This window comes from Streptomyces cyaneofuscatus, assembly GCF_033109485.1.
In the GTDB taxonomy this organism is placed as follows: domain Bacteria; phylum Actinomycetota; class Actinomycetes; order Streptomycetales; family Streptomycetaceae; genus Streptomyces; species Streptomyces cyaneofuscatus.
Genome location: NZ_CP137002.1, coordinates 7,877,681 through 7,903,406 on the forward strand (window position 1 = coordinate 7,877,681; position 25,726 = coordinate 7,903,406).

At 72.5% G+C, this 25,726-nt stretch carries 16 protein-coding genes; 5 read left to right on the plus strand and 11 right to left on the minus strand.

Features of this window, described 5'->3' with window-relative positions:
* Positions 1–388: 388 nt before the first annotated feature.
* Entirely contained in the window at positions 389–2,194 is a 1,806-nt protein-coding gene (locus tag R2B67_RS34810; RefSeq protein WP_317824585.1) for a CTP synthase, read from the plus strand.
* On the opposite strand, the gene rho is transcribed toward R2B67_RS34810, so the two are convergent.
* The 6 genes from rho to R2B67_RS34840 form a co-directional block, all read right to left on the minus strand.
* On the minus strand, positions 2,161–3,303 hold the full coding sequence (rho, locus tag R2B67_RS34815) for a transcription termination factor Rho (protein ID WP_317824586.1): 1,143 nt from the start codon (positions 3,301–3,303) through the stop codon (positions 2,161–2,163). The two genes, R2B67_RS34810 and rho, sit on opposite strands and share 34 nt — an antisense overlap.
* A gap of 331 nt (positions 3,304–3,634) precedes the next feature.
* Positions 3,635–3,865 carry a phosphopantetheine-binding protein gene (locus R2B67_RS34820; protein ID WP_018515030.1) on the minus strand — a complete coding sequence of 77 codons (231 nt, stop codon included), beginning with the start codon at positions 3,863–3,865 and terminating at the stop codon, positions 3,635–3,637.
* A gap of 5 nt (positions 3,866–3,870) precedes the next feature.
* Entirely contained in the window at positions 3,871–4,503 is a 633-nt protein-coding gene (locus R2B67_RS34825) for an isochorismatase family protein (RefSeq protein ID WP_317824587.1), read from the minus strand.
* Between the two features lie 60 nt (positions 4,504–4,563).
* Entirely contained in the window at positions 4,564–6,213 is a 1,650-nt protein-coding gene (locus tag R2B67_RS34830; RefSeq protein ID WP_317824588.1) for a (2,3-dihydroxybenzoyl)adenylate synthase, read from the minus strand.
* Positions 6,210–7,415 carry an isochorismate synthase DhbC gene (gene dhbC / locus R2B67_RS34835; RefSeq protein ID WP_317824589.1) on the minus strand — a complete coding sequence of 402 codons (1,206 nt, stop codon included), beginning with the start codon at positions 7,413–7,415 and terminating at the stop codon, positions 6,210–6,212. Before dhbC ends, R2B67_RS34830 begins: the two co-directional genes overlap by 4 nt.
* A gap of 91 nt (positions 7,416–7,506) precedes the next feature.
* Positions 7,507–8,337: a 2,3-dihydro-2,3-dihydroxybenzoate dehydrogenase gene (locus R2B67_RS34840; protein WP_317824590.1), complete on the minus strand. Its 831-nt coding sequence runs from the start codon at positions 8,335–8,337 to the stop codon at positions 7,507–7,509.
* 103 nt (positions 8,338–8,440) lie between these two features.
* Here R2B67_RS34840 and fhuB point away from each other — a divergent pair, with 103 nt between their 5' ends.
* Complete coding sequence (fhuB, locus tag R2B67_RS34845; protein WP_317824591.1) at positions 8,441–10,819, plus strand: Fe(3+)-hydroxamate ABC transporter permease FhuB; 2,379 nt, start codon at positions 8,441–8,443, stop codon at positions 10,817–10,819.
* Positions 10,820–10,833: 14 nt separating this feature from the next.
* On the plus strand, positions 10,834–12,117 hold the full coding sequence (fes, locus tag R2B67_RS34850; protein ID WP_317824592.1) for an enterochelin esterase: 1,284 nt from the start codon (positions 10,834–10,836) through the stop codon (positions 12,115–12,117).
* A 117-nt stretch (positions 12,118–12,234) separates the two neighbouring features.
* Here the strand turns inward: fes and R2B67_RS34855 are convergent, their stop codons facing one another.
* The 3 genes from R2B67_RS34855 to R2B67_RS34865 are packed head-to-tail and all read right to left on the minus strand — an operon-like array spanning position 12,235 to position 21,238.
* Positions 12,235–13,698: a DHA2 family efflux MFS transporter permease subunit gene (locus R2B67_RS34855; protein WP_317824593.1), complete on the minus strand. Its 1,464-nt coding sequence runs from the start codon at positions 13,696–13,698 to the stop codon at positions 12,235–12,237.
* Positions 13,695–13,898, minus strand: coding sequence for an MbtH family protein (locus tag R2B67_RS34860; protein ID WP_018515038.1), 204 nt, complete (start codon positions 13,896–13,898; stop codon positions 13,695–13,697). Before R2B67_RS34860 ends, R2B67_RS34855 begins: the two co-directional genes overlap by 4 nt.
* A gap of 5 nt (positions 13,899–13,903) precedes the next feature.
* Positions 13,904–21,238, minus strand: a complete 7,335-nt coding sequence (locus tag R2B67_RS34865) for a non-ribosomal peptide synthetase (RefSeq protein ID WP_317824594.1) — start codon at positions 21,236–21,238, stop codon at positions 13,904–13,906.
* A 140-nt stretch (positions 21,239–21,378) separates the two neighbouring features.
* On the opposite strand from R2B67_RS34865, the gene R2B67_RS34870 reads away from it, so the two are divergent.
* The gene (locus tag R2B67_RS34870; protein WP_317824595.1) at positions 21,379–22,578 is read left to right on the plus strand and encodes an amidohydrolase; all 1,200 of its coding nucleotides are present in this window, start codon (positions 21,379–21,381) and stop codon (positions 22,576–22,578) included.
* Positions 22,579–22,690: 112 nt separating this feature from the next.
* Here R2B67_RS34870 and R2B67_RS34875 read toward each other — a convergent pair whose 3' ends face one another.
* Positions 22,691–23,701 carry an ABC transporter substrate-binding protein gene (locus R2B67_RS34875; RefSeq protein ID WP_317824596.1) on the minus strand — a complete coding sequence of 337 codons (1,011 nt, stop codon included), beginning with the start codon at positions 23,699–23,701 and terminating at the stop codon, positions 22,691–22,693.
* A 149-nt stretch (positions 23,702–23,850) separates the two neighbouring features.
* Here R2B67_RS34875 and R2B67_RS34880 point away from each other — a divergent pair, with 149 nt between their 5' ends.
* Positions 23,851–24,642, plus strand: a complete 792-nt coding sequence (locus R2B67_RS34880) for an ABC transporter ATP-binding protein (protein WP_026242023.1) — start codon at positions 23,851–23,853, stop codon at positions 24,640–24,642.
* A gap of 82 nt (positions 24,643–24,724) precedes the next feature.
* On the opposite strand, the gene meaB is transcribed toward R2B67_RS34880, so the two are convergent.
* Positions 24,725–25,720 carry a methylmalonyl Co-A mutase-associated GTPase MeaB gene (meaB, locus tag R2B67_RS34885; RefSeq protein ID WP_018515043.1) on the minus strand — a complete coding sequence of 332 codons (996 nt, stop codon included), beginning with the start codon at positions 25,718–25,720 and terminating at the stop codon, positions 24,725–24,727.
* Between the last annotated feature and the right edge of the window lie 6 nt (positions 25,721–25,726).

A 25,726-nucleotide genomic window follows, 5' to 3' on the forward strand; every position in this document is an offset into this window, starting at 1 on the left:
TGGGGATTGTTCGGACACCTTCATACGGTTGTCATGTGCGGCATCGTCTCGCCGGTCGTGATCTGGCCACTCCGGCCCCGGACCGTCAGAACCGGTGGCAATGCCCGAAAGGACAGGAAGGCCGAAGGGAAAGGGGCCGGATTTCTCCGTACCGGCGTCCGCCCGCCCGGTAACCTCTGCCCGAGCACCGACCCACCTCCGAGCACGGCCGCGGCCTGCCCCGACGGCTCCGCCCATCCTGGGCGGGTGCGGCTGCCCAGGATGGCCGCGCCCGGCCCCACCCCCCGGCCGGGAGCGCGGTGGCCGGTGGAAGGCGGCAGGGCCGGCGGCCGGGACCGCTCGACCTCCATGTGTTTCCCGCCATCGTTTCCACAGGAGCTGACCAGACATGCGCAGCACCGAACCGACCAAGCACATCTTCGTCACCGGGGGTGTCGCCTCCTCCCTCGGCAAGGGTCTGACTGCCTCCAGCCTGGGTGCTCTGCTCAAGGCGCGTGGCCTGCGGGTCACGATGCAGAAGCTCGACCCGTATCTGAATGTCGATCCGGGCACGATGAATCCGTTCCAGCACGGTGAGGTGTTCGTCACCAACGACGGCGCCGAGACCGATCTGGACATCGGGCACTACGAGCGCTTCCTCGACGTGGACCTCGACGGCTCCGCCAACGTGACGACCGGCCAGGTGTACTCGCAGGTCATCGCCAAGGAGCGGCGCGGGGAGTATCTGGGTGACACCGTGCAGGTGATCCCGCACATCACCAACGAGATCAAGCACCGTATCCGCCGGATGGCGACGGATGACGTGGATGTGGTGATCACCGAGGTGGGCGGGACGGTGGGTGACATCGAGTCGTTGCCGTTCCTGGAGACCGTGCGTCAGGTGCGGCACGAGGTGGGGCGGGACAATGTGTTCGTCGTGCACATCTCGCTGCTGCCCTACATCGGCCCGTCGGGTGAGCTGAAGACCAAGCCGACGCAGCACTCGGTGGCCGCGTTGCGCAATATCGGTATCCAGCCGGATGCGATCGTGCTGCGTGCCGATCGTGAGGTGCCGATCTCCATCAAGCGGAAGATCTCGCTGATGTGTGATGTGGACGAGGCGGCGGTGGTGGCGGCGATCGACGCGAAGTCGATCTACGACATTCCCAAGGTGCTGCACACCGAGGGTCTGGACGCCTATGTGGTGCGCAAGCTGGACCTGCCGTTCCGGGATGTGGACTGGGCCACCTGGGACGATCTGCTGGACCGTGTCCACCATCCTGATCATGAGGTCACGGTCGCGTTGGTCGGTAAGTACATCGATCTGCCGGACGCTTATCTCTCGGTGACCGAGGCCATGCGGGCGGGCGGTTTCGCCAACAAGGCCCGGGTCAGGGTCAAGTGGGTGACTTCCGACGACTGCCGTACCGCCGCTGGTGCGGCCGAGCGTCTGGGGGATGTGGACGGCATTCTGATCCCGGGCGGTTTCGGTGAGCGTGGGGTGGATGGCAAGGTCGGTGCCATCCGCTATGCGCGGGAGAACAGGATTCCGCTGCTGGGGTTGTGTCTGGGGTTGCAGTGCATCGTGATCGAGGCGGCGCGTTCGCTGGCCGGGATCCCGGATGCCAACTCCACCGAGTTCGATGCAGCGACCTCTCATCCGGTGATCTCGACGATGGAGGAGCAGGTCGCCTACGTCGAGGGTGCGGGTGACCTGGGCGGGACGATGCGGCTGGGTCTTTATCCGGCCAAGCTGGCGGAGGGTTCCCTGGTGCGGGAGGCGTATGCGGGTGAGCCGTATGTGGAGGAGCGGCACCGGCACCGCTACGAGGTGAACAACGCCTACCGTGGTGAGCTGGAGAAGAAGGCCGGGCTGGTGTTCTCGGGCACTTCGCCGGACAACAAGCTCGTCGAGTACGTGGAGTACCCGCGCGAGGTGCACCCCTATCTCGTCGCCACCCAGGCCCACCCCGAACTCCGCTCCCGCCCCACCCGCCCGCACCCGCTCTTCGCCGGTCTGGTCAAGGCAGCCGTCGAGCGCCATGAGGCAGCTCACAGGGGGGTGGAGACCGCGGACCGGCCGGGCCCGGCCGAAGCGTTCTCCGCGGAGACGTCGGCCGGACCGGCGGGGGCCGGACAGGGAGAGGATCAGAGGCGGCCGGGCACGGCCCAGGGGAGGGCTCAGCAGGCCCCCGGCACGGTGGGCTGCACCTGACGCAGGAACGTGGCGTTGTCCGGGGTGCGGCGGACCTTGTCCAGCAGCGCCTCCAGCGCGCCCTGACCGTCCCGGGCGTGCAGGGCGCGGCGCAGCGCCCGTACGGTGGAGAGCTCGGCGGGGCCTGTCAGCAGCTCCTCGCGGCGGGTCCCGGAGCGGGCGATGTCGACGGCCGGGAAGACCCGCCGGTCCGCGAGCGAGCGGTCCAGGCGCAGCTCCATGTTGCCGGTCCCCTTCAGCTCCTCGAAGAAGAACTCGTCGGCGCGGGAGCCCGTCTCGACGAGGGCCGTCGCCAGGATGGTGAGCGAGCCGCCCTCCTCGGCGGAGCGGGCCGCCCCGAACAGCTTCTTGGGGCCGGCCAGGGCCGCCGCGTCGACACCGCCGCTCAGAGTGCGGCCGCCCGATCCGGCCGCGTTGTTGTGGGCGCGGCACAGCCGGGTGAGGGAGTCCAGCAGGATCACCACGTCCTGCCCCTGCTCGACGAGGCGCTTGGCGCGTTCGACGGCCAGGTCGGCGAGGGCGATGTGCTCCTTGGCAGGCCGGTCGAAGGTGGAGGCGTACACCTCGCCGCGCACCGAGCGACGCATGTCGGTGACCTCCTCGGGGCGTTCGTCCAGGAGGACCACCATCAGGTGGCACTCGGGGTGGTTGGTGGCGACGGCGGCGGCGAACTGCTGGAGCAGGACCGTCTTGCCGGTCCGGGGCGGTGCGACGAGCAGGCCGCGCTGGCCCTTGCCGACGGGGGAGACCAGATCGACGATCCGGGGTGCCGCGCCGCCCTTCTCCGTCTCCAGCCGCAGCCGTTCGGTGGGGTGGACCGGGGTGAGGTCGCGGAAGTGGGCGCGGCCGGCCGGGGACTGCGGCGCGAGGCCGTTGACCCGGTCGACGGTGGCGAGGACGCGCGGCCGCTCGCAGCTCCCCTCGACGGCGTCGCCCTTGCGCAGGCCGTAGCGGCGGATCAGTGCGGGGGAGACCTTGATGTCGTCGGGGGAGGGGTGGCCGCCCTGGACGCGGAGGAGGCCGTGGCCGCCCGCGACGGTGTCGAAGAGCCCGGCGGCCCGGACGGGGCGCGGCTCGGGGGTGACGGGGCGTTCGAGAGTGGTGGTCATGGGAGGGGTCCTTTCGCGGACATGGCGAATGAAGGACCGGCGTACGGAGGGGCGGCATCGTCACGCCCGCACCGGGGCACGGAAGCCCGGCAGCCGGAAGGAGAGACAGCGAGAGAGAAACGCTGAGGAAGAAGCTGGATCGCCGGTCGTACGAGGACGGGCGCAACAGCGATGGAGAGAGAAACTCAGCACCGGTGCCCGACGAAGGGGCATCAACGTGTGCTCATCGCACTGTAGCACGGTCCACCGGGAAAACGGGTCGAGGGTGGTGCGGACCCGGTACTGCCGGGTCCGCACCACCCTCGGAAAGACTGTTCGCCGCCGCCTTCGCTCAGCCGGTCACCCCGAGCAGCGGCGCCCAGGCCTCCAGCGCCGGCTTCTCGGCCAGGTCGGCGAAGGCCACCTCGATCCCGTGGTCGCGGCGCCAGGCCGCCGCCAGGGACATCAGACGGACGGAGTCGAGCCCGTAGTCCACGAGGTTCTCGTCGAGCGGGATCTCCTCCGGCTCCTCGCCGAGGATGTCGGCGACATCGGCACGCAGCTGGTCGAGTGTCAGGGCCACAGCGGTCACTTCCCTTCGAAGACGGCTCGGGCGGTGGTGACGACGGCACACTTTCCGGCCGCCCAGCGCAGCGCCATCGCGTGGTCGTCGGCCGAGAAGTCCGCCACCGCGTCGGCCACCACGAACGCCTGGATGTCCTGCATCCACGCGTCGCACGCCGTCATCAGGACGCCGATGTGGGCGTAGACGCCGGTGAGGACGATCTGGTCGCGGCCCTGTTCGCGCAGCCGCTCTAGCAGATCGGTGCGGACGAAACCGCTGTACTTCCACTTGGTGATGACGGTGTCGCCGTCGTCGGGCGCGACCTCGTCGGCGATGGCCGCCGCGTGCTCGTCGGCGGGCAGGCCGGGGCCCCAGAAGTCCTGCTGGAGCCCGCGCTCCTCGGCGCTCTGGCCGCCGGGCTGCGCGGTGTAGAGGACGGGCACGCCCAGGCGCGCCGCCTCCTTCTTCAACTCGGCCACATGCGCGAGGAGTTCGGGCACGGGCGCGGCTTGCCGGTCGTACGCCGACAGGAAGTAGTTCTGCAGGTCGTGGACGAGGAGCACGGCGCGCGCCGGGTCGACGGTCCAGTCGACCCGGTTGGCGGGCAGCTCGTCGGCGGCCGGCATGGGATAGGGGGTGATGGCGGGCAGGGCCATGGTGGAGAGGGTTCCGTTCGAAAGGTGCGGGGACGTGTGCGGGGACGTACGGCGGTAACGTCAGAGGGCGGGGGCGGGAGCAGGGGCGGGGTCGGCGGTGCGGGCGGCCGCGTTGCGCAGGTCCTTCTTGGAGACCTTGCCGACCCCGGTCTGCGGGAACGCGTCCACGAACTCGACCCGGTCCGGCACCTTGTAGGCGGCCAGACCCCGTTCCCGTACGAACCGTTTGATCGCCACCGCCTTCAGCGGACCGGCGCCCGAGCGCAGGATCACGTACGCGCAGACGCGCTCACCCAGATACGGGTCCGGCTCCGCCACCACGTTCGCGTCGTGCACGGCCGGGTGGGCGAGGATGTGGTTCTCCACCTCCTCGGCGGCGACCTTCTCACCACCCCGGTTGATCTGGTCCTTGGCGCGCCCCTCCACGACGATGTGCCCGCTCTCCGTCACCCGGACGACATCGCCGGTGCGGTAGAAGCCGTCCTCGGTGAAGGAGCGGGCGTTGTGCTCGGGGGCTTTCCAGTAACCGCGGATCGTGTACGGGCCCCGGGTCAGCAGGTGGCCCGTCTCACCGGGCGCCACCTCCCGGTCCTCGTCGTCGACGACCAGGATCTCGTCGTCCGGCGAGATGGGCCGCCCCTGTGTGGTGACGATGGTCTCCACCGGGTCGTCCAGACGCGTGTAGTTGACCAGACCCTCCGCCATCCCGAAGACCTGCTGGAGCGTGCAGCCGAGCGCGGGACGCACCCTGCGGGCCGCCTCCTCGCTGAACTTGGCGCCGCCCACCAGCAGGACGTCCAGGCTGCTGAGGTCGTGCGCGCTGCCGGGCGCGGCCTCGGTCCACAGCAGGGCCAGCGGCGGCACCAGGCCGGTGATGGTCACGCCCTCGCGCTCGATCAGCGGGAAGGCCACCTCGGGCGAGGGCTGCGGGCAGAGCACCACGCGCCCCCCGGCGTACAGCACACCGAGCGAACCGGGGGAGGAGAGCGGGAAGTTGTGGGCGGCGGGCAGCGCCACCAGGTAGACGCTGTTCTCGTCGACCCCGCAGATCTCGTTGGAGCCCCACAGCGAGTAGATGTAGTCGTCGTGGGTGCGCGGGATCAGTTTCGGTACGCCGGTGCTGCCGCCGGAGAGCTGGAGGAAGGCCAGGTCGTCCGGGCGCGGACCGCCGTAGCCGACCGGCTCCTCGGCCACCTCGGCCAGCGCCTCGAAGTCGCCCGGGTCCCCCTGGGCGACGAACACGTGCTTCAGCGTGGGCACTTGGGCGCGGGTCTTCGCCGCAAGCTCCCGGTAGTCGTAGCCGCCGCTCTCGGCCGCGATGACGTAGGCGACCGCCTCGGTGAACTCGCAGAAGTAGGCGATCTCGGTCTCACGGTGGGCGGGCAGGGCGAAGACGGGCAGCGCGCCGATCCGGAACAGCGCGAAGATCACCTCGAAGAACTCGGCGATGTTGGGGAGTTGCACCACCACCTTGTCGTCCTTGGCGATCCCCCGGGCGAGGAACCCCGCGGCCAGCCGGTCGGCGCGCCGGTCGAGGTCGGCGTAGGTCCACCGGCTCCCGGCCACCGGGTCGACGATCGCGATCCGGTCCGGGTGCTCCTCCGCGCGCTGCCGCAGCATCTCGCCGAAGGTCTCCCCGCGCCACCAGCCGGCCGCCCGGTACCTCTCGGCGAACTCGGCGGGCCAGGTCGGCGCCGCTTGCGTACTCACAGCTCGGCTCCCACGGCGCTCAGGAAGGTGCGGAACTTGGCGCCGGTCTCGGCGGTCTCCGCCTCGGGCTCGGAGGCGGCGACGATACCCGCGCCCGCGTAGAGGCGGAGTGTGCGCTCCTCGGCCTCGGCGCAGCGGATCGTGACGACCCATTCACCGTCTCCGTCGGCGTTCCCCCAGCCGACGACACCGGTGAAGAAGCCGCGGTCGAACGGCTCGGTCTCCGCGATGACCTGACGGGCCGTCCGCGTCGGCGTCCCGCACACGGCGGGCGTCGGGTGCAGTGCCATCGCCAGGTCCAGCGCCGAGGTGGAGGCGGAGGAGAGGGTGCCGGTGACCGTGGTCGACAGGTGCCACATGGTGGCGGTACGGATCAGCGTCGGCCGGGCCGGAACGGTCATCCCGGTGCAGTGCGGGGCGAGCGCCTGGTGGACGGCGTCCACGACGACGGCGTGCTCGTGGAGGTCCTTGACCGACTCCAGCAGCGTCGCGGCGCGGCGGACGTCCTCGGCGAGGTCGTCGCTGCGCGGGGTGGACCCGGCGAGCGGGTTGGCGACGACCTGGTTGCCGTGGCGGGAGACGAGCAGCTCGGGGCTGGCGCCGATCAGGGTACGGTCCGGGCCGGTCGGCAGCGCGAAGGTGTAGCCGGAGGGGTCGCGGCGGGCCAGCCGCTGGAGCATCGCGGGCAGGTCGAGCGGGGCGTCGGAGGTGAGTTCCAGGGTGCGGGCCAGCACCACCTTGCTGAACTCGCCGCGCCACATGCGGGCCACGGCGGCGGCGACGCCCTCGCCGTAGACCTCGGGCGCGGGCACCGGCCGGATCTGCCAGTCGGTCGTGGCGGACGGTCCGGCGGGCAGGGCGATCATCGGGTCGGAGGCGAGCGGCGGGGCGGTGCGCACCGACGCCGGCACGTGGAGCGCGGCCGGTGCCGTGTGGTCGAACGGGATGGCGCCGATCACCAGGGGCGATTCCTGTCCGTCGGCGACGGCCTCGGCCAGGGCGGCGTCCACCCGCTCGGTCAAAGGTCTCTCGTCGTGCGGGACTTCGCGCCCCGGACCGCGTGCGAGCAGGGTGCGTCCGGGCGTGGCGAGGAAGTGGTCGCCCGGTGTGTAGCCGTCCAGGAGCGATGTGGCCGCTCCGACGGAGGGGTGGGCCGGGTCGGCCGGGGGGACGTGCGTGGCGACCTGGGATGCCGTCGACACGGGGACTCCATTCTCGATGGTCCCGTCAGCGGGTGCGGGGGGCTGGCTGGGAAGGTGAAGTGGTACGGAGGGTCGTGCGGGAGGCCGCCGGTCAGCGCAGGGTCGCGCCGCCGTCGACGTACAGCTCCTGGAGCGTGATGTGGCGGGCGCGGTCCGAGGCGAGGAACGCCACCGCGTCGGCGATGTCGGAGGGTTCGGCGATCCGGCCGAGCGGAATGCCGGTGCGGTACGTCGACGGGTCCCCGTCGATCACCCGCGCCTCGGCGCCCGGGTCGGTCCACAGGGCACGCTGCATGGCGGTGTCGGTGGAGCCGGGGGCGACGACGTTGCAGCGTACGCCGCTGCGGGCGAGTTCGAGGCCCAGACACTTGGTGAACATGGCGGCGGCGGCCTTGGAGGCGGCGTAGGCGGCCATGCCGGTGCGCGGGATCCCGGCGGCGTTGGAGCCGACGGTGACGATGCAGCCTCTTCTGCGGGCCGCCATCAGGGGGGCGACGGCCTGGGAGACGTGGAAGACACCGGTGGTGTTCACCGCGAAGGTGTCCGCCCAGTCCTGCGCGGAGAGCGTGGTCGCCGGGCCGGTACGCAGGATGCCCGCGACGTTCACCAGGATGTCCACCGGGCCCAGTTCGCGTTCGACGCGGGCCACGGTGTTCTCCACCGCGACCCGGTCCGTGACGTCCAGCACATACGAATCCAGGCAGCCCGCCGACCGCTCGCCCGCCGGCAGTTTCTCCTGCCGCCGGGGCCAGTCGGCGGCCAGCGCCTCGATGGTGTGGCCGGCCCGGTCGGTGGCGGCCACCTGGACGCCGAGGTCGGCGAGAAGTTCGGCGACAGCGGCTCCGATGCCTTGTCCGGCGCCGGTCACCAGGGCCGTTCGGCCCTCGAACTCGCCACTTGTGCCCGGTATGTGCTCAGGCATGAAAACAACCTCCCCCTGGGTGTTAGGTAAGGGTAACCTAAATTGATTCGACCGCCCAGAAGGGTGTCGAGCCGTCGATATACGGTTAGGTTAGCCTCACCTTATGCAAACGCCGCACACGGGGACCACGGCCTCGGCCCCCGAACATGACTCCTCGACCGCCCAGTTGGACGGAGGGGAGAGCGAACGGACGGCCAAGACGCCGCCCGCCGCAGCGGAGGAACCCGCTCCGGCCGCGGGCTCCAGACCCGGTGCCGTACCCGCTACGGAGATATCCCCGGGTAAGGAGTCATCCCCGGGTGCGGAGGCGGCCGCCTCGCGCGCGCCCTCGGCCGGTGGCCGCACCGTGGCGCTCGCCGTCGCCGGTCTCACGGTGGCCGTCCTGCTGCTCAGCGGCCTCTCCCTCTCCATCGGCGCGGGCGAGGTCGGCGTCGGAGGGGTGCTCGACTATCTGCTGAACCGGGACGGGGCCCGCGACAACGCCCGCCTCTCCCTCGTCGTCGGCGACCTGCGCCTCCCGCGCACCTTCACCGCGCTGCTCGTCGGCGCGGCCCTCGGTGTGGCCGGATGCCTCCTCCAGGCGGTCACCCGCAACCCGCTCGCCGAGACCGGACTGCTCGGCGTCAACGCCGGTGCCTCTCTCGGCGTCGTCGCGGGCATCGCGCTCCTCGGCTTCGATTCCGGTTACGCCTACCTGGTCTGCGCGTTCGTCGGCGCGGTGGTCGCCAGCGGCCTGGTCCTCCTCATCTCCGGACGGCGCGGCGGCGGCTCTCCCATGCGCCTGGTGCTCGCGGGGGCGGCGCTCGGCGCCACCTTCGGCGGACTCACCAGCGTCATCGTCGTCAACTCCGCCGAGACCTACGACAGATTCCGCTTCTGGGTCCTCGGCTCCCTCGCCGGAGTCGAGGGCTTCGGCGAACTCGGCCGCCTGGCCCCCGTCCTCGCCATCGGATTCCTCGTCGCCCTCCTCGTCGCCCGCCCGCTCTCCGCCCTGGCGCTCGGCGACGACCTGGCCCGCAGCCTCGGCCACCGGCCGCCCGTCATCCGCACGGTCGTCGCCATCGGCGTCACCCTCCTCACCGCCTCCGCCGTCGCGCTGGCCGGGCCCATCTCCTTCCTCGGCCTGCTCGCCGGATTCCTCGCCCGCGCCATCGCGGGCACCCGGCTGGCCGCCCGCCTCCTGCTCGCCGGACTCATCGGCGCCTGCGTGCTGGCCGTCTCCGACGTCGCCGCCCGCGTGGTCTCCCGGCCCTTCGAGGCCCCCGTCTCCGTGATCGTCGCCCTCATCGGCGCCCCCGTCCTCATCGCCATCGTCCGCGCCCAGCAGCTGGCCTCGATGGGCATGACGGAACCGGCCACCGAGGAGCGCGCCCCGGACCGCCCGCGCCGCTTCAAGCTCACGCTGCCGCGCCCCAAGCCCCGTACGCCCAAGGCTGTTCGCGTCCGCCCGCCGGACACCCTCGTCGTCCGCCGCGGCCCCCTCTCCCTGCTGGTCACCCGGCGCGCGGCCCTCGCCGCCATCGCCCTCGCCGCGGCCCTTCTGCTCGCCGTCGTCCTCTCCGCCTACGCGGGCCAGAGCGACATGGGCGTGGCCCGCACCTTCCGTGCCGTCTTCGGCCAGGGCGACCGCTTCGACGTCCTGCTCGTCCAGAACTTCCGCCTCGGCCGCATCGTCGCCGGACTCACCGCGGGCGCCGCCCTCGGCCTCGCGGGCTGCCTCACCCAGACCCTGGCCCGCAACCGCCTGGCCACCCCCGAACTCCTCGGTGTCAACGACGGGGCCACCGCCGCCGTCCTGCTCTCCGTCACCCTCAGCGCCACCGGAACGTTCGGCGCCTGGTGGGCCGGGCCGATCGGCGCCCTGGTCGCCGTCATCGTCGTCACCACGGTCTCCGGCGGCCTCGGCCAGCGCGGCTACCGCGTCCTCGTCGTCGGCCTCGCGATGTCCGCCCTGGCCTCCGCCATCACCCAGGTCGTCCTCTCCCGCCGGTCCCTCAGCTCCGCCAGCTCGCTCTACGTGTGGACCTCCGGCAGCCTCAACGGACGCAGCTACTCCGTAGCCGTCCCCGTTCTCATCGGCCTCGCGGTCCTCGTCCCCATCAGCCTCGCCGTCGCCCGCCACCTGGGCGTCCTGCGCTTCGACGACGCCACCGCCTCCTCCCTCGGCTCCGCCCCCGGCCGGGTCCGCGCTCTGGCTCTGCTGCTGGCCGTCGGCCTCGCGGGCCTCGCGGTCGGCATCTGCGGCCCGGTCGGCTTCGTGGCCCTCGCCTCACCCGTCATCGCCTCCCGGCTGGCCGGCCCGCTGCGGGTCCCGCTGGTCGGCTCGATGCTCACCGGGGCCGTCCTCGTCGTCGCCGCCGACACCCTCGGCCGGATCGTCTTCGACGGCGTCGAACTCCCCGTCGGCATCGTCACCACCGTCCTCGGCGGCCCGTTCCTGCTCTGGGTCCTCCTCGGCCGCTCCGCCGCCACCCGCGTCTGAAAGGCGGCCCGCACATGACCTACCCACCGCGCCGCAACCCGCCCGCCCCGCCCGTGTCCGCGGGACCGAACCGATCCGAGGTACCCACCGTGCGAAGCCCCTTGCTGCGTACGCTTCTTGAGGACGTACGCGAGGGCAAGCCGGACGCCGAGGAGGCGTTCTGGCGGTACGTCTCCGAAACCGGCGCCCCCCTCGTGGAACCCGACCCCGAGGGCGAGGCCGACCACCGGCTGGTCACCTTCGTCCGCCGCGAGGACCCCGCCCGCCCCGCCACCCACGTCCTGGCCCTGGTCCACACGGTCACCGACAAGGACCGGCACGCCGGCGACCTCGCCCCGCACCTGATGGAACGGGTCGAGGGCACCGGGGTCTGGGCCATCAGCCACCGGCTGCGCACCGACCACCGCGCCTCGTACCAGTTCCACGCCACCTGCGGCACCCGCGAGGACGCCCTGCGCGCCGACCGCCCCTCCTGGCGCCGGGTCCTCGACCAGGCCGAGCCCGACCCGCTCAACACCGGGGTCCCGCTGCCCTCCCGCGACGGCCGCAACCCCGCCTCCGTACTCGAACTCCCCGAAGCGCCCGACCAGTCGCGCATCCGGCGCCGCGACGAGGTGGACCGGGGCGAGAGCCTCGACACCGAGGTGGACGGCCGCCGGATCACGGTCCACCTCCCGCCCGGACACCGCCCGGAGGCAGGCCCGTACGCGCTCGCCGTGCTCCTGGACGGCGAGATGTGGGGACCGGTGCTCGGCGTCGGCGACATCTTCGACAACCTGCACGCGGACGGCGAAATCCCGCCCACCGTCGCGGTGTTGATCGACACCATGGGGCGCCGTATGGAGGACCTCGCGTGCAGCGCCCCGTTCGTCGACTGGCTCGCGGACACCCTGCTGCCCTGGGTGGAGCAGGAGTACGGGGCCGGGGCGGACGCGGCACGCACGGTCGTCGCCGGCCAGAGCGCGGGCGGCCTCACCGCCGCCTTCGCCGCGTTCCAGCGGCCCGACCGCTTCGGCCTCGCGCTCTCCCAGTCAGGCTCCTTCTGGTGGCCGGACGACGACCGCGAGGGCGAGTGGCTCACCGGCCAGTACGCCTGGGGCGAGCGCCGGCCCATCAGCCTCCACGTGGAGGTGGGCCACCAGGAGTGGATGCTGCTGGAGGAGAACCGCCGCTTCCGCAACACCCTGCGGGCCCGCGGATACGACGTGCGCTACCAGGAGTTCAACGGCGGCCACGACTACGCGTGCTGGCGCGGCGGCCTCGCGGACGGCCTGGCGGGGCTGCTCGGCCGCCCGTAACATCTCCCCACCCTCCGCCCGGAACGCCGAAAGGGGCGGGGCGGCATCCCCCTCCGGATGCCGCCCCGCCCCTTTGTCGTACCCGCTCGGCCCCTCCGGGCCTCGCGCTCTCCGCTCTCAGCCCTTGACGGCCGGAGCCTCGTCCGCCGCCAGGTCTTCACCCGGCGGCGGCGCGTCCTCGTCGTCGAACGGCGGCGGCTGCGGAGCCTCACGCGGCAGCCGCAGCGCGATGAGCGCCCCGACCGCGACGAGCGCCGCCGTCACCCAGACCGCCGTGCGGTACGGGCCCGGGTCGGCGGCGGCCTCCGTCACATGGCCGCCCCCGATCACCGCCGCACAAGCGGCGATGCCCAGCGCACCGCCGAGCGTGCGGACGATCTGGAACAGGCCCATGGCCTGGCCCATGTCGGCGGGCCCGATCGACTCGAACCCGGAGATCTGCACGGTGAGCACCGCCGTCCCGAGCACCAGACCGATCAGGAACATCAGCCCGCGCACGCTCCACGCGTTCTCCGCCACGCCCGGAATCGCGAGCGTCGCGAAGACCGCCGCGGCGACCAGCAGCGCCGGTACGGTCAGCAGCCGGGGGCCGAGCTTCGGCAGCAGCCGGTCCACCACCTGCGAGGCCAGCATCAGCCCCACCGCCTCCGGGAAGACGCTCAGCCCCGCATCGAGTGCCGAGGCGCCCAGGCTCGCCTGGTAAAGCAGCGGGAAGACGAACAGCACGCCCATCAGCCCGGCCGCGGTGACTCCGGCGAGCGCCGAGGCCGACCCGTACACCCGGTCGGCGAGCAGCCGCAGCTTCAGCAACGGCGTCTGCGCCCGCACCTGATGTAGGACGGCGGCCACCAGCAGGACGGAGCCCAGCGCCGCGCTGACGGCGACGGCGGGCCGGGTCCAGCCCTGGGACGGGCCGAAGCCGAGCGCGTACGTCAGCAGCCCCAGCGCCGGAGTGGCCAGCCAGAAGCCGACCGTGTCGAACTTCCCCTCCGGGCCCTCCACATGCTCGCGCAGACCGAAGACGCCGAGCAGCACCGCCGCCGTACCGATCGGCACGTTCACGAAGAACAGCCAGTGCCAGGAGAGGTGTTCGGTCAGCAGACCGCCCAGCGGCGGGCCGAGCGCGGGCATCAGAGCCGTCGGCACGATCAGCACCTTGGCCAGCTTCATCCGCTCGTGCGGCGGGAACGCCCGGAACAGCAGCGTCATCCCGACCGGCGTCAACAGCCCACCGGCCAGGCCCTGTACGGCCCGGGCGACGACGAGCGTGTTGAGGTCGGGCGCCAGACCGCAGACCGCCGAGGCGATCGTGAACGCGGTCAGCGCTCCGAGGAACACCCGCTTCGTCCCGAACCGGTCGCCCAGCCATCCCGCCACCGGCAGCCCCACCGCGAGGGCGACCAGGAAGGCCGTCTCGACGGTGTTGGCAGCGGACAGGGGGCGGCCGAAGTCGCCCGCGATCGTGTAGAGCGCCGGGTTCACGATCGTCGAGTCCAGGCCGTTCATGCACATGGCGGCCGTGTAGACGAGGACGACGGCGACCCGGGGACGTATCCGGGGCCGGATCAGCAGCCCGCTCACCGGGCGGTGACGGCGACGGGGCCGGCCCAGTGCGCGCTGATCCAGTCCAGCGCCTCCTGGCGGGCGCACGGACCGTGAGCCGTCGACCAGCCGGCGGGCACCGCCGCGAACAGCGGCCACAGCGAGTGCTGGCCCTCTTCGTTGGTCAGGACGAGGAACTCCCCGTCCGCGTCGAAGGGGTTGGCGGATGCGTCACTCATCGGTGTCACTTCTCCAGCTCGGTGAGTCGGTCGGCGACCACGCGGGCGATGTGCGCGATCGGTTCGGGCAGGGTCATGTCCTTGTGCGAGCAGGCCACGTTCGTGTTGTCGATGCGCCCGCTCACGTACGGCGTCCACGTCTCCGGTGTCAGGGTGTCGTCGATGGTGTCCACCGTGGCCCGGAAGAACAGCACATCGCCCCGGAACACCCGGTGGTCGTAGGCGCGTACGAGGTCGTTGGTGTTGAGGTAGACCTCGCCGAGGGCCTCGATCTTCGCGGCGGAGAGCGCGGCCAGCGGGGAGCCCTCGCGGCGCAGCACCTCCACCACGTTCGCCGTCGTCAGCTCCTTGTCGCCGAGGCTCTCGGGGCCGTAACCGCCCATGGTGAGCAGCGATTCGAGCGCCTCGGCCTGGTCGGGCACCGGCAGGTCGCGGAAACCCTCGGCGGGGTACGCGTCCAGGATCGCCAGCAACTCGACCTCGTGGCCCGCCTCCTGGAGCACCGCCGCGATCGCGTGGGCGATGATCCCGCCGGTCGACCAGCCGAGCAGCCGGTAGGGCCCCTCCGGCTGGACCTCGCGGATACGGGACGCGTAGTGGGCGGCCAGCTCCTCCAGCGTGGTCGGCAGCGGTTCGTCCGCCGTCGCCTCGCCGACGCCCTGGGCCTGGAGCCCGTAGATCGGCACATCGGCCGGGAGGTGGCGGATCAGACCGGCGTAGCACCAGCTCAGACCACCCGCCGGGTGCACACAGTGGACGGGGGAGCGGTCGCCGGGGCGGGCCGGCCGCAGCGGCAGGAGGACATCGAGCGGATCCTCCTCACGCGAGACGTCCAGCGCCGAATCCAGCGAGGCGGGCGTCGGCGCCTGGAAGACCGTGCCGATCGACACCTCGATGCCGAACGCGGACTTGATCCGCCCCGCGAGGCGCACGGCGAGCAGCGAATGGCCGCCCAGGTCGAAGAAGTTGTCCTCCACCCCGGCCGCCGGCAGCCCCAGCACCTCCGCGAAGATCGAGCAGAGCTGCTCCTCGCGCACCGTGCGCGGCGCCCGGCCCCCGCCGCCCACAGGAGCGCCCGGAGCGGGCAGCGCCTTGCGGTCCAGCTTGCCGTTGCCGGTCAGTGGCAGCCGGTCCAGCACCACCACCGCGGAGGGCACCATGTGCACCGGCAGCGTGGCCGCCGCGTGCTCGCGCAGCTCACCCGGGACCGGGTCGGTGCCGGGCGCGGGAACCACGTACCCGACCAGCCGCTTGTCACCCGGCACGTCCTCGCGCACGACGACCGCCACATCCGCGACCTCCGGATGTGCGGCCAACACGGCCTCGATTTCGCCCAGTTCGATACGGAACCCGCGGATCTTCACCTGCTGGTCGCCGCGCCCGAAGTATTCGAGCGCCCCGTCGGTACGCCGCCGGGCGAGGTCGCCCGAGCGGTACATCCGGGTCCCGCTCTCCCCGAAGAGATGCGCGAACGGGTCCGCGACGAAACGCCCCGCCGTCAGGTCGGGCCGCCCCAGATAGCCGAGAGCCACACCCTGACCGGCGACGTACATCTCACCGGTCACCCCGGGCGGCACCGGCTGGAGCCGGTCGTCCAGCACATAGACCCGCAGGTCCGGGATGTTGACCCCGATGGTGCTGGAGACCGCGGAGGCGGCCGTCTCGCGGTCGAGCGCCAGGTAGGAGACATGGACCGTGGTCTCGGTTATGCCGTACATGTTGACCAGCGTCGGCGCGTTCTCGTGGTGGCGCGTGTACCAGTCCGCGAGCCGCCCCAGCTCCAGCGCCTCACCGCCGAACACCACATACCGCAGCGCCAGGTTGTGCCCCGGGGCCTCCCGGTCGGCGGCGGCCAACTGGTAGAACGCGGACGGCGTCTGGTTGAGGACGGTCACCTGCTCATCGGCCAACAGCCGGAGGAACGCCTGCGGGTCACGGCTCGTCAGATGCGGTACGACGACGACCCGGCCGCCGTAGAGCAGCGCGCCCCACAGCTCCCACACCGAGAAGTCGAAGGCGTAGGAGTGGAACAGCGTCCACACGTCCTCAGGGCCGAACGCGAACCAGTGCTCGGTCGCCGTCATCAGCCGCGTCACATTGTGCTGCGTGACCACAACTCCCTTGGGACGGCCGGTGGATCCCGAGGTGTAGATGACGTACGCCGGGTCCTGCGGGCTCAGCGGCCGCGTCCGGTCCGACTGGCTCAGCGGCCCGTCGGGGAAGCCCGCCGCCTCGTCCACCGTGATCAGCGGCAGCTGGTGCGCGGGCAGCTTGTCCGCCGTCGCCGTGTCCGTGATCAGCGCGGCCGGACGGGCGTCCTCCAGCATGTACGCCAGCCGGTCCGCCGGGTAGTCCGGGTCCATCGGCAGATACGCGGCGCCCGACAGCGACACCGCGAGCAGCCCGGCCACCAGGTCCAGCGAGCGCGGCAGCGCGAGGGCCACGATGGAGCCGGGACCGATGTCGCGGGCCGCGAGCAGCCGTGCCAACGACTGCGCACGGGAGGAGAGTTGCGCGTACGTGAGCGACTCGCCCGCGCAGCTCACAGCCACCCGGTCCGGGTGACGGCGCGCCGCCACCTCGTAGACCTCCGCGAGCGTGAGCGGCACCGGCCGGTCGGCCGGCACGCCGTTGGCCTCGACCAGAGCGCGGTGCACCTCGTCCGCACCGAGCACGGGCAGCAGCCCGACCGGGGTCTCCGGCTCCGTGGCCGCGGCGGTCAGCAGCCGGGCCAGCCGGTCCGCGAGCGCCTGGGCGGTCGCCCGGTCGAAGAGGTCCGTGCGGAACTCCAGGAACCCGGCGATCCCGCCGTCGGCCAGCTCGCCCGCGTTGAGGGTCAGGTCGAACTTGGCCGTGCCCGACGGTACGGCGGCGAGCCGCGCGGTGGCGTCCGGACCGAAGGCGGCGGGGCCGTCCGCGATCGACTGCCAGGCCAGCATCACCTGGAACAGCGGGTGCCGGGCCAGCGAGCGCGGCGGGTTCAGCGCCTCCACGAGGTGGTCGAAGGGCAGCGCGTCGTGCTCGTACGCGGCGAGCGTCGTCGCCCGCACCCGGTCCAGCAGGGCGCCGAAGCCGGGGTCGCCGGAGGTGTCGGTGCGCAGGACCACGGTGTTGGTGAAGAAGCCGACGAGCCCGGCCGTGGTGTCGTCGTCGCGGCCCGCCACGGGGGTGCCGAGCGGGATGTCGGTCCCGCAGCCGTTGCGGGTCAGCAGGGCGGCGAGGCCCGCCTGCACGGTCATGAAGACCGTCGCGCCGTGCGCCCTGGCCAGCCGGCGCAGCGCCTCGTGGGTGGCCGCGTCGAGCGCGAAGGGCACGGTGTCACCGGCCGAGGTGGCGACGGGCGGGCGGGGCCGGTCGGTGGGCAGCTCCAGCTGGTCCGGCAGCCCGGCCAGCGCCTCGCGCCAGTGGGCGAGCTGGGTCTCGGCGAGCGGGGTCGGGTCGGCGGGGGTGCCCAGGAGCTGCTGGAGCCGGGCGGCGTGGTCGACGTACTGGCCGGCCAGCGGCGTGAACTCCGGGGCGGTGCCCGCTACGCGAGCGGTGTAGGCCGTGGCGAGGTCGCGGGCCAGGGGAGTGGTGGACGCGCCGTCGCCCGCGATGTGGTGGAGCAGCAGGAGCAGGGTGTGGTGGTCCGGGGAGTCGCTGAACAGCACCGTGCGCAGGGGCGGCTCGGCGGCCAGGTCGAAGCAGTACCGCACCGCCTCGGTGAGGTCGCTGCCGGGCTCCGCGAGGCGCAGCACCGGACGGGCCGCCTCATGACCCGGCGGAAGAATGACCTGGTGGGGGGCGTCGTCGCCATCCGCTCCGGGGGCGTTGTCAGTGGGCGGATATACCGTTCTCAGTGTCTCGTGACGGTCCACCAGATCGTGCAGGGCGAGCTGGAGTGCGTCCTGGTCGAGGGGGCCGTTGACGCTGAGGACGAGCGGGATGTTGTAGGTCGGGCTGGGGCCTTCGAGGCGGTGGAGGAACCAGAGCCGCTGCTGGGCCGGAGAGAGGGGGAGGGGACCGGTGCGGGGGAGCGGGGAGAGCGGTACGGACGCGGTGGCCGCGCCGCTGCGGGTGCGGACCTGGGCGGCGATGGCGGCCGCGGTGGAGTGGCGGAAGACGTCGGCGATGGAGAACGGGACGCCGAAGTGCTCGCGGACGCGGGCGGCCAGCCGGGCGGCGAGCAGGGAGTGCCCGCCGAGGTCGAGGAAGCCCGCCTCGGCGGCCGGGGGCTCCGCGATACCGAGCACGTCGGCGTAGAGCCCCCGCACGATCTCGGTGTGCGGGCCGCTCTCGCCGACGACCTCGGCCCCGATGGCGGGGGCGAGCGGTTCGGGGTCGGGCAGGGCGCGGTGGTCCAGCTTGTCGTTGGCGGTACGGGGGAGGGCGTCCAGCAGCGTCACGGTCGCGGGGACCATGTGCTCGGGCAGGGCGGCGGCCAGGTGGTCCCGGAGGGCGTTCGGGGTGGGGGCCGTCCCGCCCTTCTCCGCGACGGCGTAGGCGAGGAGGCGCTTGCCGTGCCCGGTCTCCCGGGCGATGACGGCGGCCGCCGCGACCTGCGGGTGGGTTGCCAGCCGGGCCTGGATCTCGCCGAGTTCGATGCGGAAGCCGCGGATCTTCACCTGATCGTCGCTGCGGCCCAGGAACTCCAGGGTGTGGTCCTCGCGGCGGCGCACCAGGTCCCCGGTGCGGTACATCCGGCCGCCGGGGCTGCCGTGGAGCGCGCCGAACGGGTCGGCGACGAACCGCTCGGAGGTCAGGTCGGGACGGCCCAGGTAGCCGAGGGCCAGGCAGGGCCCGGCGACGTACAGCTCACCGGTCACCCCGGCGGGCACGGGACGCAGGGAGGAGTCCAGGACATAGACCCGCGATCCCCGCACGGGTCTGCCCTCGGGCCGGTCCGCCGAGGGGCCGGGGAGCCAGTAGTAGGCGTCGACGGTCGTCTCGGTCGGCCCGTAGAGGTTGACCGGGTGCACCGCGTTGGCGGTGGTCAGCCGCTCCCAGAGGGCCGGGGGCACGGCCTCGCCGCCGACGACCAGGTGGGCCGGGTGGTGGCGGCCCGCGTCCAGCAGGCCTTCGGCGATGAGCGCTTCGGCGTAGGAAGGAGTGACATCGAGATAGTCGACGCGGTGGGTGTCGACGTACGCGGACAGGACCGCGGGGTCCCGGTAGGCGGCGTCGTCCAGCAGATGCAGCTCATGGCCGTGGACCATCCACAGCAGCGGGTCCCAGGACGCGTCGAAGGCGAACGAGGCGCTGTGGCCGACCCGGAGCCGCTCCCGGCCGGTGCGGGCGACGGCGGGTGCGATGTGGTCGGTGAGGTGGCCCGCGCCGAGATTGGCCAGCGAGGCGTGGCTGACGAGGACGCCCTTGGGGCGCCCGGTCGAACCGGAGGTGTGGATGAGATAGGCGGGGTCACCGGGCGCGGGAGCGGTGGTGAGCGGCCCGGCGGGGCAGCCGGCGAGGGCGTCGGCCGTCGCGGGCTCGTCGAGCGCGACGGTGGCGAGGCCGTGCGGCGGGAGCGCGGCCAGCGTCGCGGTGGTGCCGATGACGGCGACGGGCCGGGCGTCCTCCAGGACGGCCAGGGTCCGGGCGGCGGGGTGGCCGAGGTCCAGCGGCTGGCAGACCAGGCCCGCCTTGAGCACGGCGAGCAGGGCCACCACCATGTCGGCGGTCCGGGGCAGCGCCAGCGCCACCGTGGCACCGGTCTGCGCCGGGGCCCCGGACCCGGTCTCGGTCCCGCTCCCGGTCCCGGTCCCGGCCAGGAGGTGGGCCAGCCGGTCGGAGGCGGCGTCCAGCTCGGCGAAGGTGAGGGTGGCACCGGTGCCTTCCGCCTCCTCAGCGCCTTCCGTCGTCCCGGCCCCGGCCCCCCGGAACGTTCCCGCGAGGGTGGAGCGTACGGCGACGGCCTCGGGCGTCAGCGCGGCCTGGGCCGTGAACGCCTGGGGGACGGTCGGGGCGACGGCCGGTTCGGAGCGGCCCGCCGTGGCCTCGCGCACCTGGTCGTCGGTGAGCAGGTCCAGCGTGGCGACGGGCCGGTCCGGGGCGGTGAGCAACAGCTCGGTCAGGCCGTCGAGATAGCGCAGCCAGGTCTCCCCGTGGGCGGCGAGCCCCGCCTCCCCGTACGCGGCGGGGTGGGCGTCCAGCGTGAGCCGCAGCCCGCCGTCCGGTCCCGGCGCCGCGCCGGCCGCGAGGCTCTCCACGGGTCCGGCGGCGAGGTTGCGCACGGTGCCGGGAAGACCGGCGAAGTCCAGGGCGGTGTCGAAGGCCTTGATGTTGACCATGGGGCCGGTCAGCGGCGCGTCGGCCGACTCCAGGGCCAGATCGCGGCGGAGGTCGGCCTGCGGGTAGCGCTGGTGGCGGCGGACCGCGCGGATCTCCAGCACCACCCGGCGCAGCAGCTCCGCCCCGGTGTCCTGCGGGCGTACGGCGATGCGCAGCGGCAGCACGTTCACCGTCATGGCGGGCGTGCGCAGGGCGGCCGGCCCGCGCCGGTTGGTCAGCGGCAGGCCCAGCACCACGTCCTCGGTGCCGGTGAGCCGGTGCAGATGACCGGCGGTCGCGGCGACCACGAGCTCGGCCCAGGTCGCCTTGGCGGCGTGCGCCGCCCGGGAGAGCCGGTCCAGGGTGCTGGCGGGGAGGTCGGTGATCCGGTGCAGGAGGTCGCCACCGGCCGAGGCGTCGGGCGTGGTGGGTGCGGCCTCGGGGACGTACCCGGCCATCCGCTCCGCCCAGAAGGCGCGGTCCTCGGCATACTCCGCACCGGCCAGATACGCCGTCTCGTCGTCGGTCAGCTCGCTCAGCGGGGCGAACCGGCCTTCGGGCGCGGGCTCGTCGGCGACGGCGGCCGAGTAGAGCTCGGCGACCCGGCGTCCGATCAGCGAGAGCGCGTAGGCGTCGACGGCTATGTGGTGGACGCGCTGGTACCACCAGTGGCGGCCCTCACCGACGCGGATCAGCGCCTGCGTCATCAGCCCGTCGGCGGAGGCGAGGTCCACCGGCCGGGCCAGATCCTCCCGCATCCACGCCTCGGCCTGCTCCGGCGTCAGTTCCAGCCGGTGGACGACGACTTCCCCGTGAACGACGTGCTGCACCGGTGTGCCGTCGGTCTCGGAGACCCGTACGGCCAGCGTGTCCGCCTCGCCCACGGCTCGCCCGAGCGCCTCGGTGAACAGGTCCGCGTCGAGCGGCCCGTCGATCTCCACATAGTCGGCCGTGTTCAGCTCCGTGCCGAGCGGCGCCAGCTGGTGCGCGTAGTAGATGCCCGACTGGGCGGTCAGGAGGGGCAGCGCTCGGGAGGGAGGGCCGCCGGGGTGCGCTGCCGAAGAGCTGGTCGGGCGGTTCGGACGCTCATGCATGTGTGTGACGACTCCCCTGAAGGACAACGGACACCGGGCCACCAGGCTCCCCGGCACGCACTTAGGTAAGGCTAAGTTAACCTATTTCCGACAGTGCAGGCGACCGTCCCCGGGCGGTCCCGGAACGCCAGGAGAGACCCATGACCGTCCCCGGAACCGAACACGCCGCTACACAGGACGGCGAGGTGGCCGACGAGCGGCTCGGCGCCCTCAAGGCCGCCGTCCGGGACACGGTCACGATCCACGCGGAAGCCCTGTTCGACCTCAGCCGGCGCATCCACGCCGACCCCGAGACCGCCTTCGAGGAGCACCGCTCCGCCGCCCTCTGCGCCGAACTCCTGGCCGCACACGGCTTCGACGTCACCGCCCCCGCCCACGGCCTGGAGACGGCGTTCCGGGCCACGATCGGCTCGGGACCCGTCACCGTGGCCATCGCCTGCGAGTACGACGCGCTGCCCGGTCTTGGCCACGCCTGCGGCCATAACCTGATCGCCGCCGCCGGGGTCGGCGCGGCGCTCGGCCTCGCCCCGTACGCGGACGAACTCGGCCTGACCGTAAGGGTGATCGGCACCCCCGCCGAGGAGCGCGGTGCGGGCAAGGCACTCCTCCTGGAGGCCGGGGCGTTCGACGGGGTGGACGCCGCGATGATGGTCCACCCCTGCCCCTTCGAGCTGGCCGACTTCCGCTCGTTCGCCCTCGGCACCCTCGACGTCACCTACACCGGCCGCTCCGCCCACCCCAGCCTCAACCCGCACGAGGGCCGCAACGCCGCCGACGCGCTGACGGTCGCCCAGGTCGCCCTGGGCCTCCTGCGCCAGCAACTGCCGCCCCAGTGGCGGGTGCACGGCATCACCACGGCGGCCGGGACCTCGCCCAACGTGATACCCGACCGGGCCACCGCCACGTACGAGATCCGCGCGCTCGCCGCCGAGGACCTGCGGGAGCTGCGGCTGCGCGTCGAGGACTGCTTCCGCGCCGGCGCGCTCGCCACGGGATGCGAAGTGACCCTGGAGCAGCCCGAACCCGACTACCTCGACTTCCGGGGCGACGCGGAGCTGCTCCGGCTCTGGACCGCCAACGCCCGCGTGCTCGGCCGGGCCGAGTCCGTGGAGCGCCCGCCCTTCGCCTGTACGGACATGGGCAACGTCTCGCACGCGGTGCCGTCCATCCATCCGGTGCTGGACATCAGCGGGGGTGCCTGCGGCCCGCACGAGCCGGAGTTCGTCGCCGCCGCGGTGTCTCCGGCGGCCGAACAGGCCCTGCTGGACGGTGCGGTGGGCATGGCGTGGACGGCGGCGGACTTCGCGGCGGCCCGTAAGGCAGCCGCAGAATCCGCCTGACCCGGCGGAAACCGCCCCGCGGCCCGGCCCGGAGGAGATCCCGGGCCGGGCCGAACGGCGTTCCGGCGTGCGCCTGCGACTGCGTTTGTGACTGCGCCGGTGACTGCGACGACTACTTGGCGGAGAGCGCCTTGACGTAGTCCTCCATCACGACGTCGGCCGCCAGCGGCCCGCCGCGCGTCGACCACACCGAGCCGTCGACCGTCACGACCTGCTTGTTCTTGACGGCGCCGAGCTCCTTGTAGGCCGGCTTGCCCTGTACGTCCTTGAGCGCCTTGGCGCCGTCCGAGGTCAGCGTCGACAGGAACAGCCAGTCACCGTCGATCTCGTTGATCTTCTCCAGGCTCAGCGACGGCGTGTGCGCGTTGCCGTCCTTGTTCTGGGACTTGGGCCGCTTCAGCCCCATCTCCAGCGCGACACCGCTGGCGAACTGCTTGTTCTCCATCCAGCTCGGCCCGTCCGGGTTCCAGCGGACGATGGAGACCTCGGCGCCCTTGTTCTTGCCGAGCTTCTCACCGGCGGCCTTCGCGGCGGCCTCGTGGTCGGTGATGAACTTGTTGGCCGCGTCCAGCTTGTTGACGGCGTTGCCGACACCCCGGAAGAACAGCTTCCAGTCGTCGGTCGGGGCCATCGTCACCAGCGTGGCCGGGGTGATCTCGCGGAGCTGCTTGAGTACCTGCTCGTCCTGCATGTCACCGGCGAGGATCAGGTCGGGCTTGGCGGCGACGACCTTGTCCATGACCGGCTGGAGCAGGTTGCCGACGATGTTGATGCCCTCGACCTTGTCCGCCAGGTAGGCCGGCGGCTTGTCCAGGCCCTGCCCGTTGGTGATGCCGACCGGCTTGATGTCGAGCGCGAGCACCGCGTCCAGGTCCTCCTGGGTGAGCGTGACGATGCGCTTCGGCTCGGCGGGTATCTCCACGGCCGTCCCCGTGGCGTCCTTGACGGTCCGCGTCTTGGCCGAGGCGGAGTCCGCCTCGGCGGACTTCTCGCCGGACGGCTTGGACTCGGCCGAGTCGGAGCCCCCTCCGCAGGCCGTCAGGAGCAGGACGGCGGTGCCGAGCGTGGCGACGGCCTGAGCGGCTCTTCGGGAAGCGGTGCGGGCGGGGCGGTGCAGGTTCATCAAGGGCTCCGGGATCAACGGGACATGAAGCGACGAGGGTCCAACGGCAGCACAAGGGCGACCGTCGACCGCTCGGCGGGCTAAGGTTAGCCTTACTTTAGTGGCATCGGGCAAGGTGATGCCCCATTTCTTCGGAAAGGCCGGTCCTCGTGGACATCCGTGTTGAACAGCTCACCGCTGGATACGCCGGTCATACCGCCGTGGACCGTGTCGACCTGACCGTCGGCTCCGGCCAGGTGGTGGCGATCGTCGGCCCCAACGGCTGCGGCAAGTCGACCTTGCTGCGTTGCGTGGCCCGCCTCCACCAGCCGCGCTCGGGCAAGGTGTTCGCCGGCGACGCCGATGTCTGGCAGCTGCGCCAGCGGGACGCCGCGCACCGCATCGCCCTGCTGCCCCAGGCCCCGCAGGCTCCCGAGGCGGTGACCGTCGCCGGACTCGTACGGTACGGACGCCACCCGCACCAGGGGCTGTTCCGCCAGTGGTCGCACGAGGACGAGGAGGCGGTCACCCGCGCCCTGGAGGCGACCGGCACGACGGGCCTCGCCGACCGCCGGCTCGACCAGCTCTCCGGCGGCCAGCGCCAGCGATGCTGGCTCGCCATGGCCCTCGCCCAGGAGACCCCGATCGTCCTGCTCGACGAGCCCACCAGCGCCCTCGACATCGGCCACGCCGTGGAGGTCCTGGACCTGGTACGCGAGGTCGCGGCCCAGGGCCGGACCATCGTCATGGTCGTCCACGACCTGGCCGGGGCCGCCCGGTACGCCGACACCCTGGTCGCCATGCGCGCCGGGCGCATCGTCGCCTCCGGCCCGCCGCGCGAGATCGTCGACGCCGATCTCGTACGGGAGTTGTACGGCATCGAGGCGGAGATCCTCACCGCCACCTCCGACGGCACCCCCGTCGTCGTACCGACCGTGAGCGCGCCCCCGGTCGCCGCCTGACGAGCGTCGAGCGCAACCCCCTGAAACGCCGATGGGCCCCTCCGTCCAGGGGCCCATCGGTCTGTTCAGCTGTGGGTACGGCTCAGGCGTGCTCGTCGCCCCGGAACACGCCGAGAATCTCCTCGGCGGCCAGCGTTGCCGTCAACGTCCCCTCGCGGACCCGCTGTTCGAGCTCGGGCGCCAGCTTCCGCACGGCAGGGTGGTTGCGCAGACTGTCCAGCAGCTCGTCCCGGACCATCGTCCACGTCCAGTCCACCTGCTGGTCGCGGCGCTTGGCCGCCAGCCGGCCGGTGGACTCCAGGACCGTACGGTGCTGCTCCAGCCGCTCCCACAGCGTGTCGAGCCCGGTCGACTCGCGGGCGCTGCACGTGAGGACCGGCGGGGTCCAGGCCGCGTCCACCGGGTGCATCAGCCTGAGCGCGCCCGCCAGTTCGCGCGCCGCCGACCGGGCGTCGCGCTCGTGCGGGCCGTCCGCCTTGTTCACCGCGATGGCGTCCGCCAGCTCCAGGACACCCTTCTTGATGCCCTGCAACTGGTCACCGGTCCGGGCCAGGGTCAGCAGCAGGAACGTGTCGACCATGTTGGCGACCGCCGTCTCCGACTGCCCGACCCCCACCGTCTCCACGAGCACCACGTCGTACCCGGCCGCCTCCATCACCACGATGGACTCCCGGGTCGCCTTCGCCACCCCGCCCAGCGTGCCCGCCGTGGGGGAGGGGCGTACGAAGGCGGCCGGGTCCACCGCGAGCCGTTCCATCCGGGTCTTGTCGCCCAGGATGGAACCGCCCGTACGACTGGAGGACGGGTCGACGGCCAGCACCGCCACCCGGTGCCCGAGCCCGGTGAGCATCGTGCCGAGCGCGTCGATGAAGGTGGACTTGCCCACCCCCGGCACCCCGCTGATCCCGATCCGCCGGGCCTTCCCGGCGTGCGGCAGCAGCCGGCTCAGCAACTCCTGCGCCAGCACCCGGTGTTCGGCCCGCGTCGACTCGACGAGCGTGATGGCGCGCGCCACGAACGCCCGCTTGCCGTCGAGCACTCCCTGCACATAACTGTCGATGTCGATCTTGGCAGCCATCCGGTC

Excerpts from the sequence above, each read along its gene's own strand:
- meaB (WP_018515043.1), bottom strand. The coding sequence starts at position 25,720 with ATGGCTGCCAAGATCGACATCGACAGTTATGTGCAGGGAGTGCTCGAC.
- R2B67_RS34860 (WP_018515038.1), bottom strand. The coding sequence starts at position 13,898 with ATGAGTGACGCATCCGCCAACCCCTTCGACGCGGACGGGGAGTTCCTC.
- R2B67_RS34875 (WP_317824596.1), bottom strand. The coding sequence starts at position 23,701 with ATGAACCTGCACCGCCCCGCCCGCACCGCTTCCCGAAGAGCCGCTCAG.
- R2B67_RS34870 (WP_317824595.1), top strand. The coding sequence starts at position 21,379 with ATGACCGTCCCCGGAACCGAACACGCCGCTACACAGGACGGCGAGGTG.
- R2B67_RS34865 (WP_317824594.1), bottom strand. The coding sequence starts at position 21,238 with ATGCATGAGCGTCCGAACCGCCCGACCAGCTCTTCGGCAGCGCACCCC.
- R2B67_RS34825 (WP_317824587.1), bottom strand. The coding sequence starts at position 4,503 with ATGGCCCTGCCCGCCATCACCCCCTATCCCATGCCGGCCGCCGACGAG.
- R2B67_RS34840 (WP_317824590.1), bottom strand. The coding sequence starts at position 8,337 with ATGCCTGAGCACATACCGGGCACAAGTGGCGAGTTCGAGGGCCGAACG.
- fes (WP_317824592.1), top strand. The coding sequence starts at position 10,834 with ATGACCTACCCACCGCGCCGCAACCCGCCCGCCCCGCCCGTGTCCGCG.
- rho (WP_317824586.1), bottom strand. The coding sequence starts at position 3,303 with ATGACCACCACTCTCGAACGCCCCGTCACCCCCGAGCCGCGCCCCGTC.
- fhuB (WP_317824591.1), top strand. The coding sequence starts at position 8,441 with ATGCAAACGCCGCACACGGGGACCACGGCCTCGGCCCCCGAACATGAC.
- R2B67_RS34810 (WP_317824585.1), top strand. The coding sequence starts at position 389 with ATGCGCAGCACCGAACCGACCAAGCACATCTTCGTCACCGGGGGTGTC.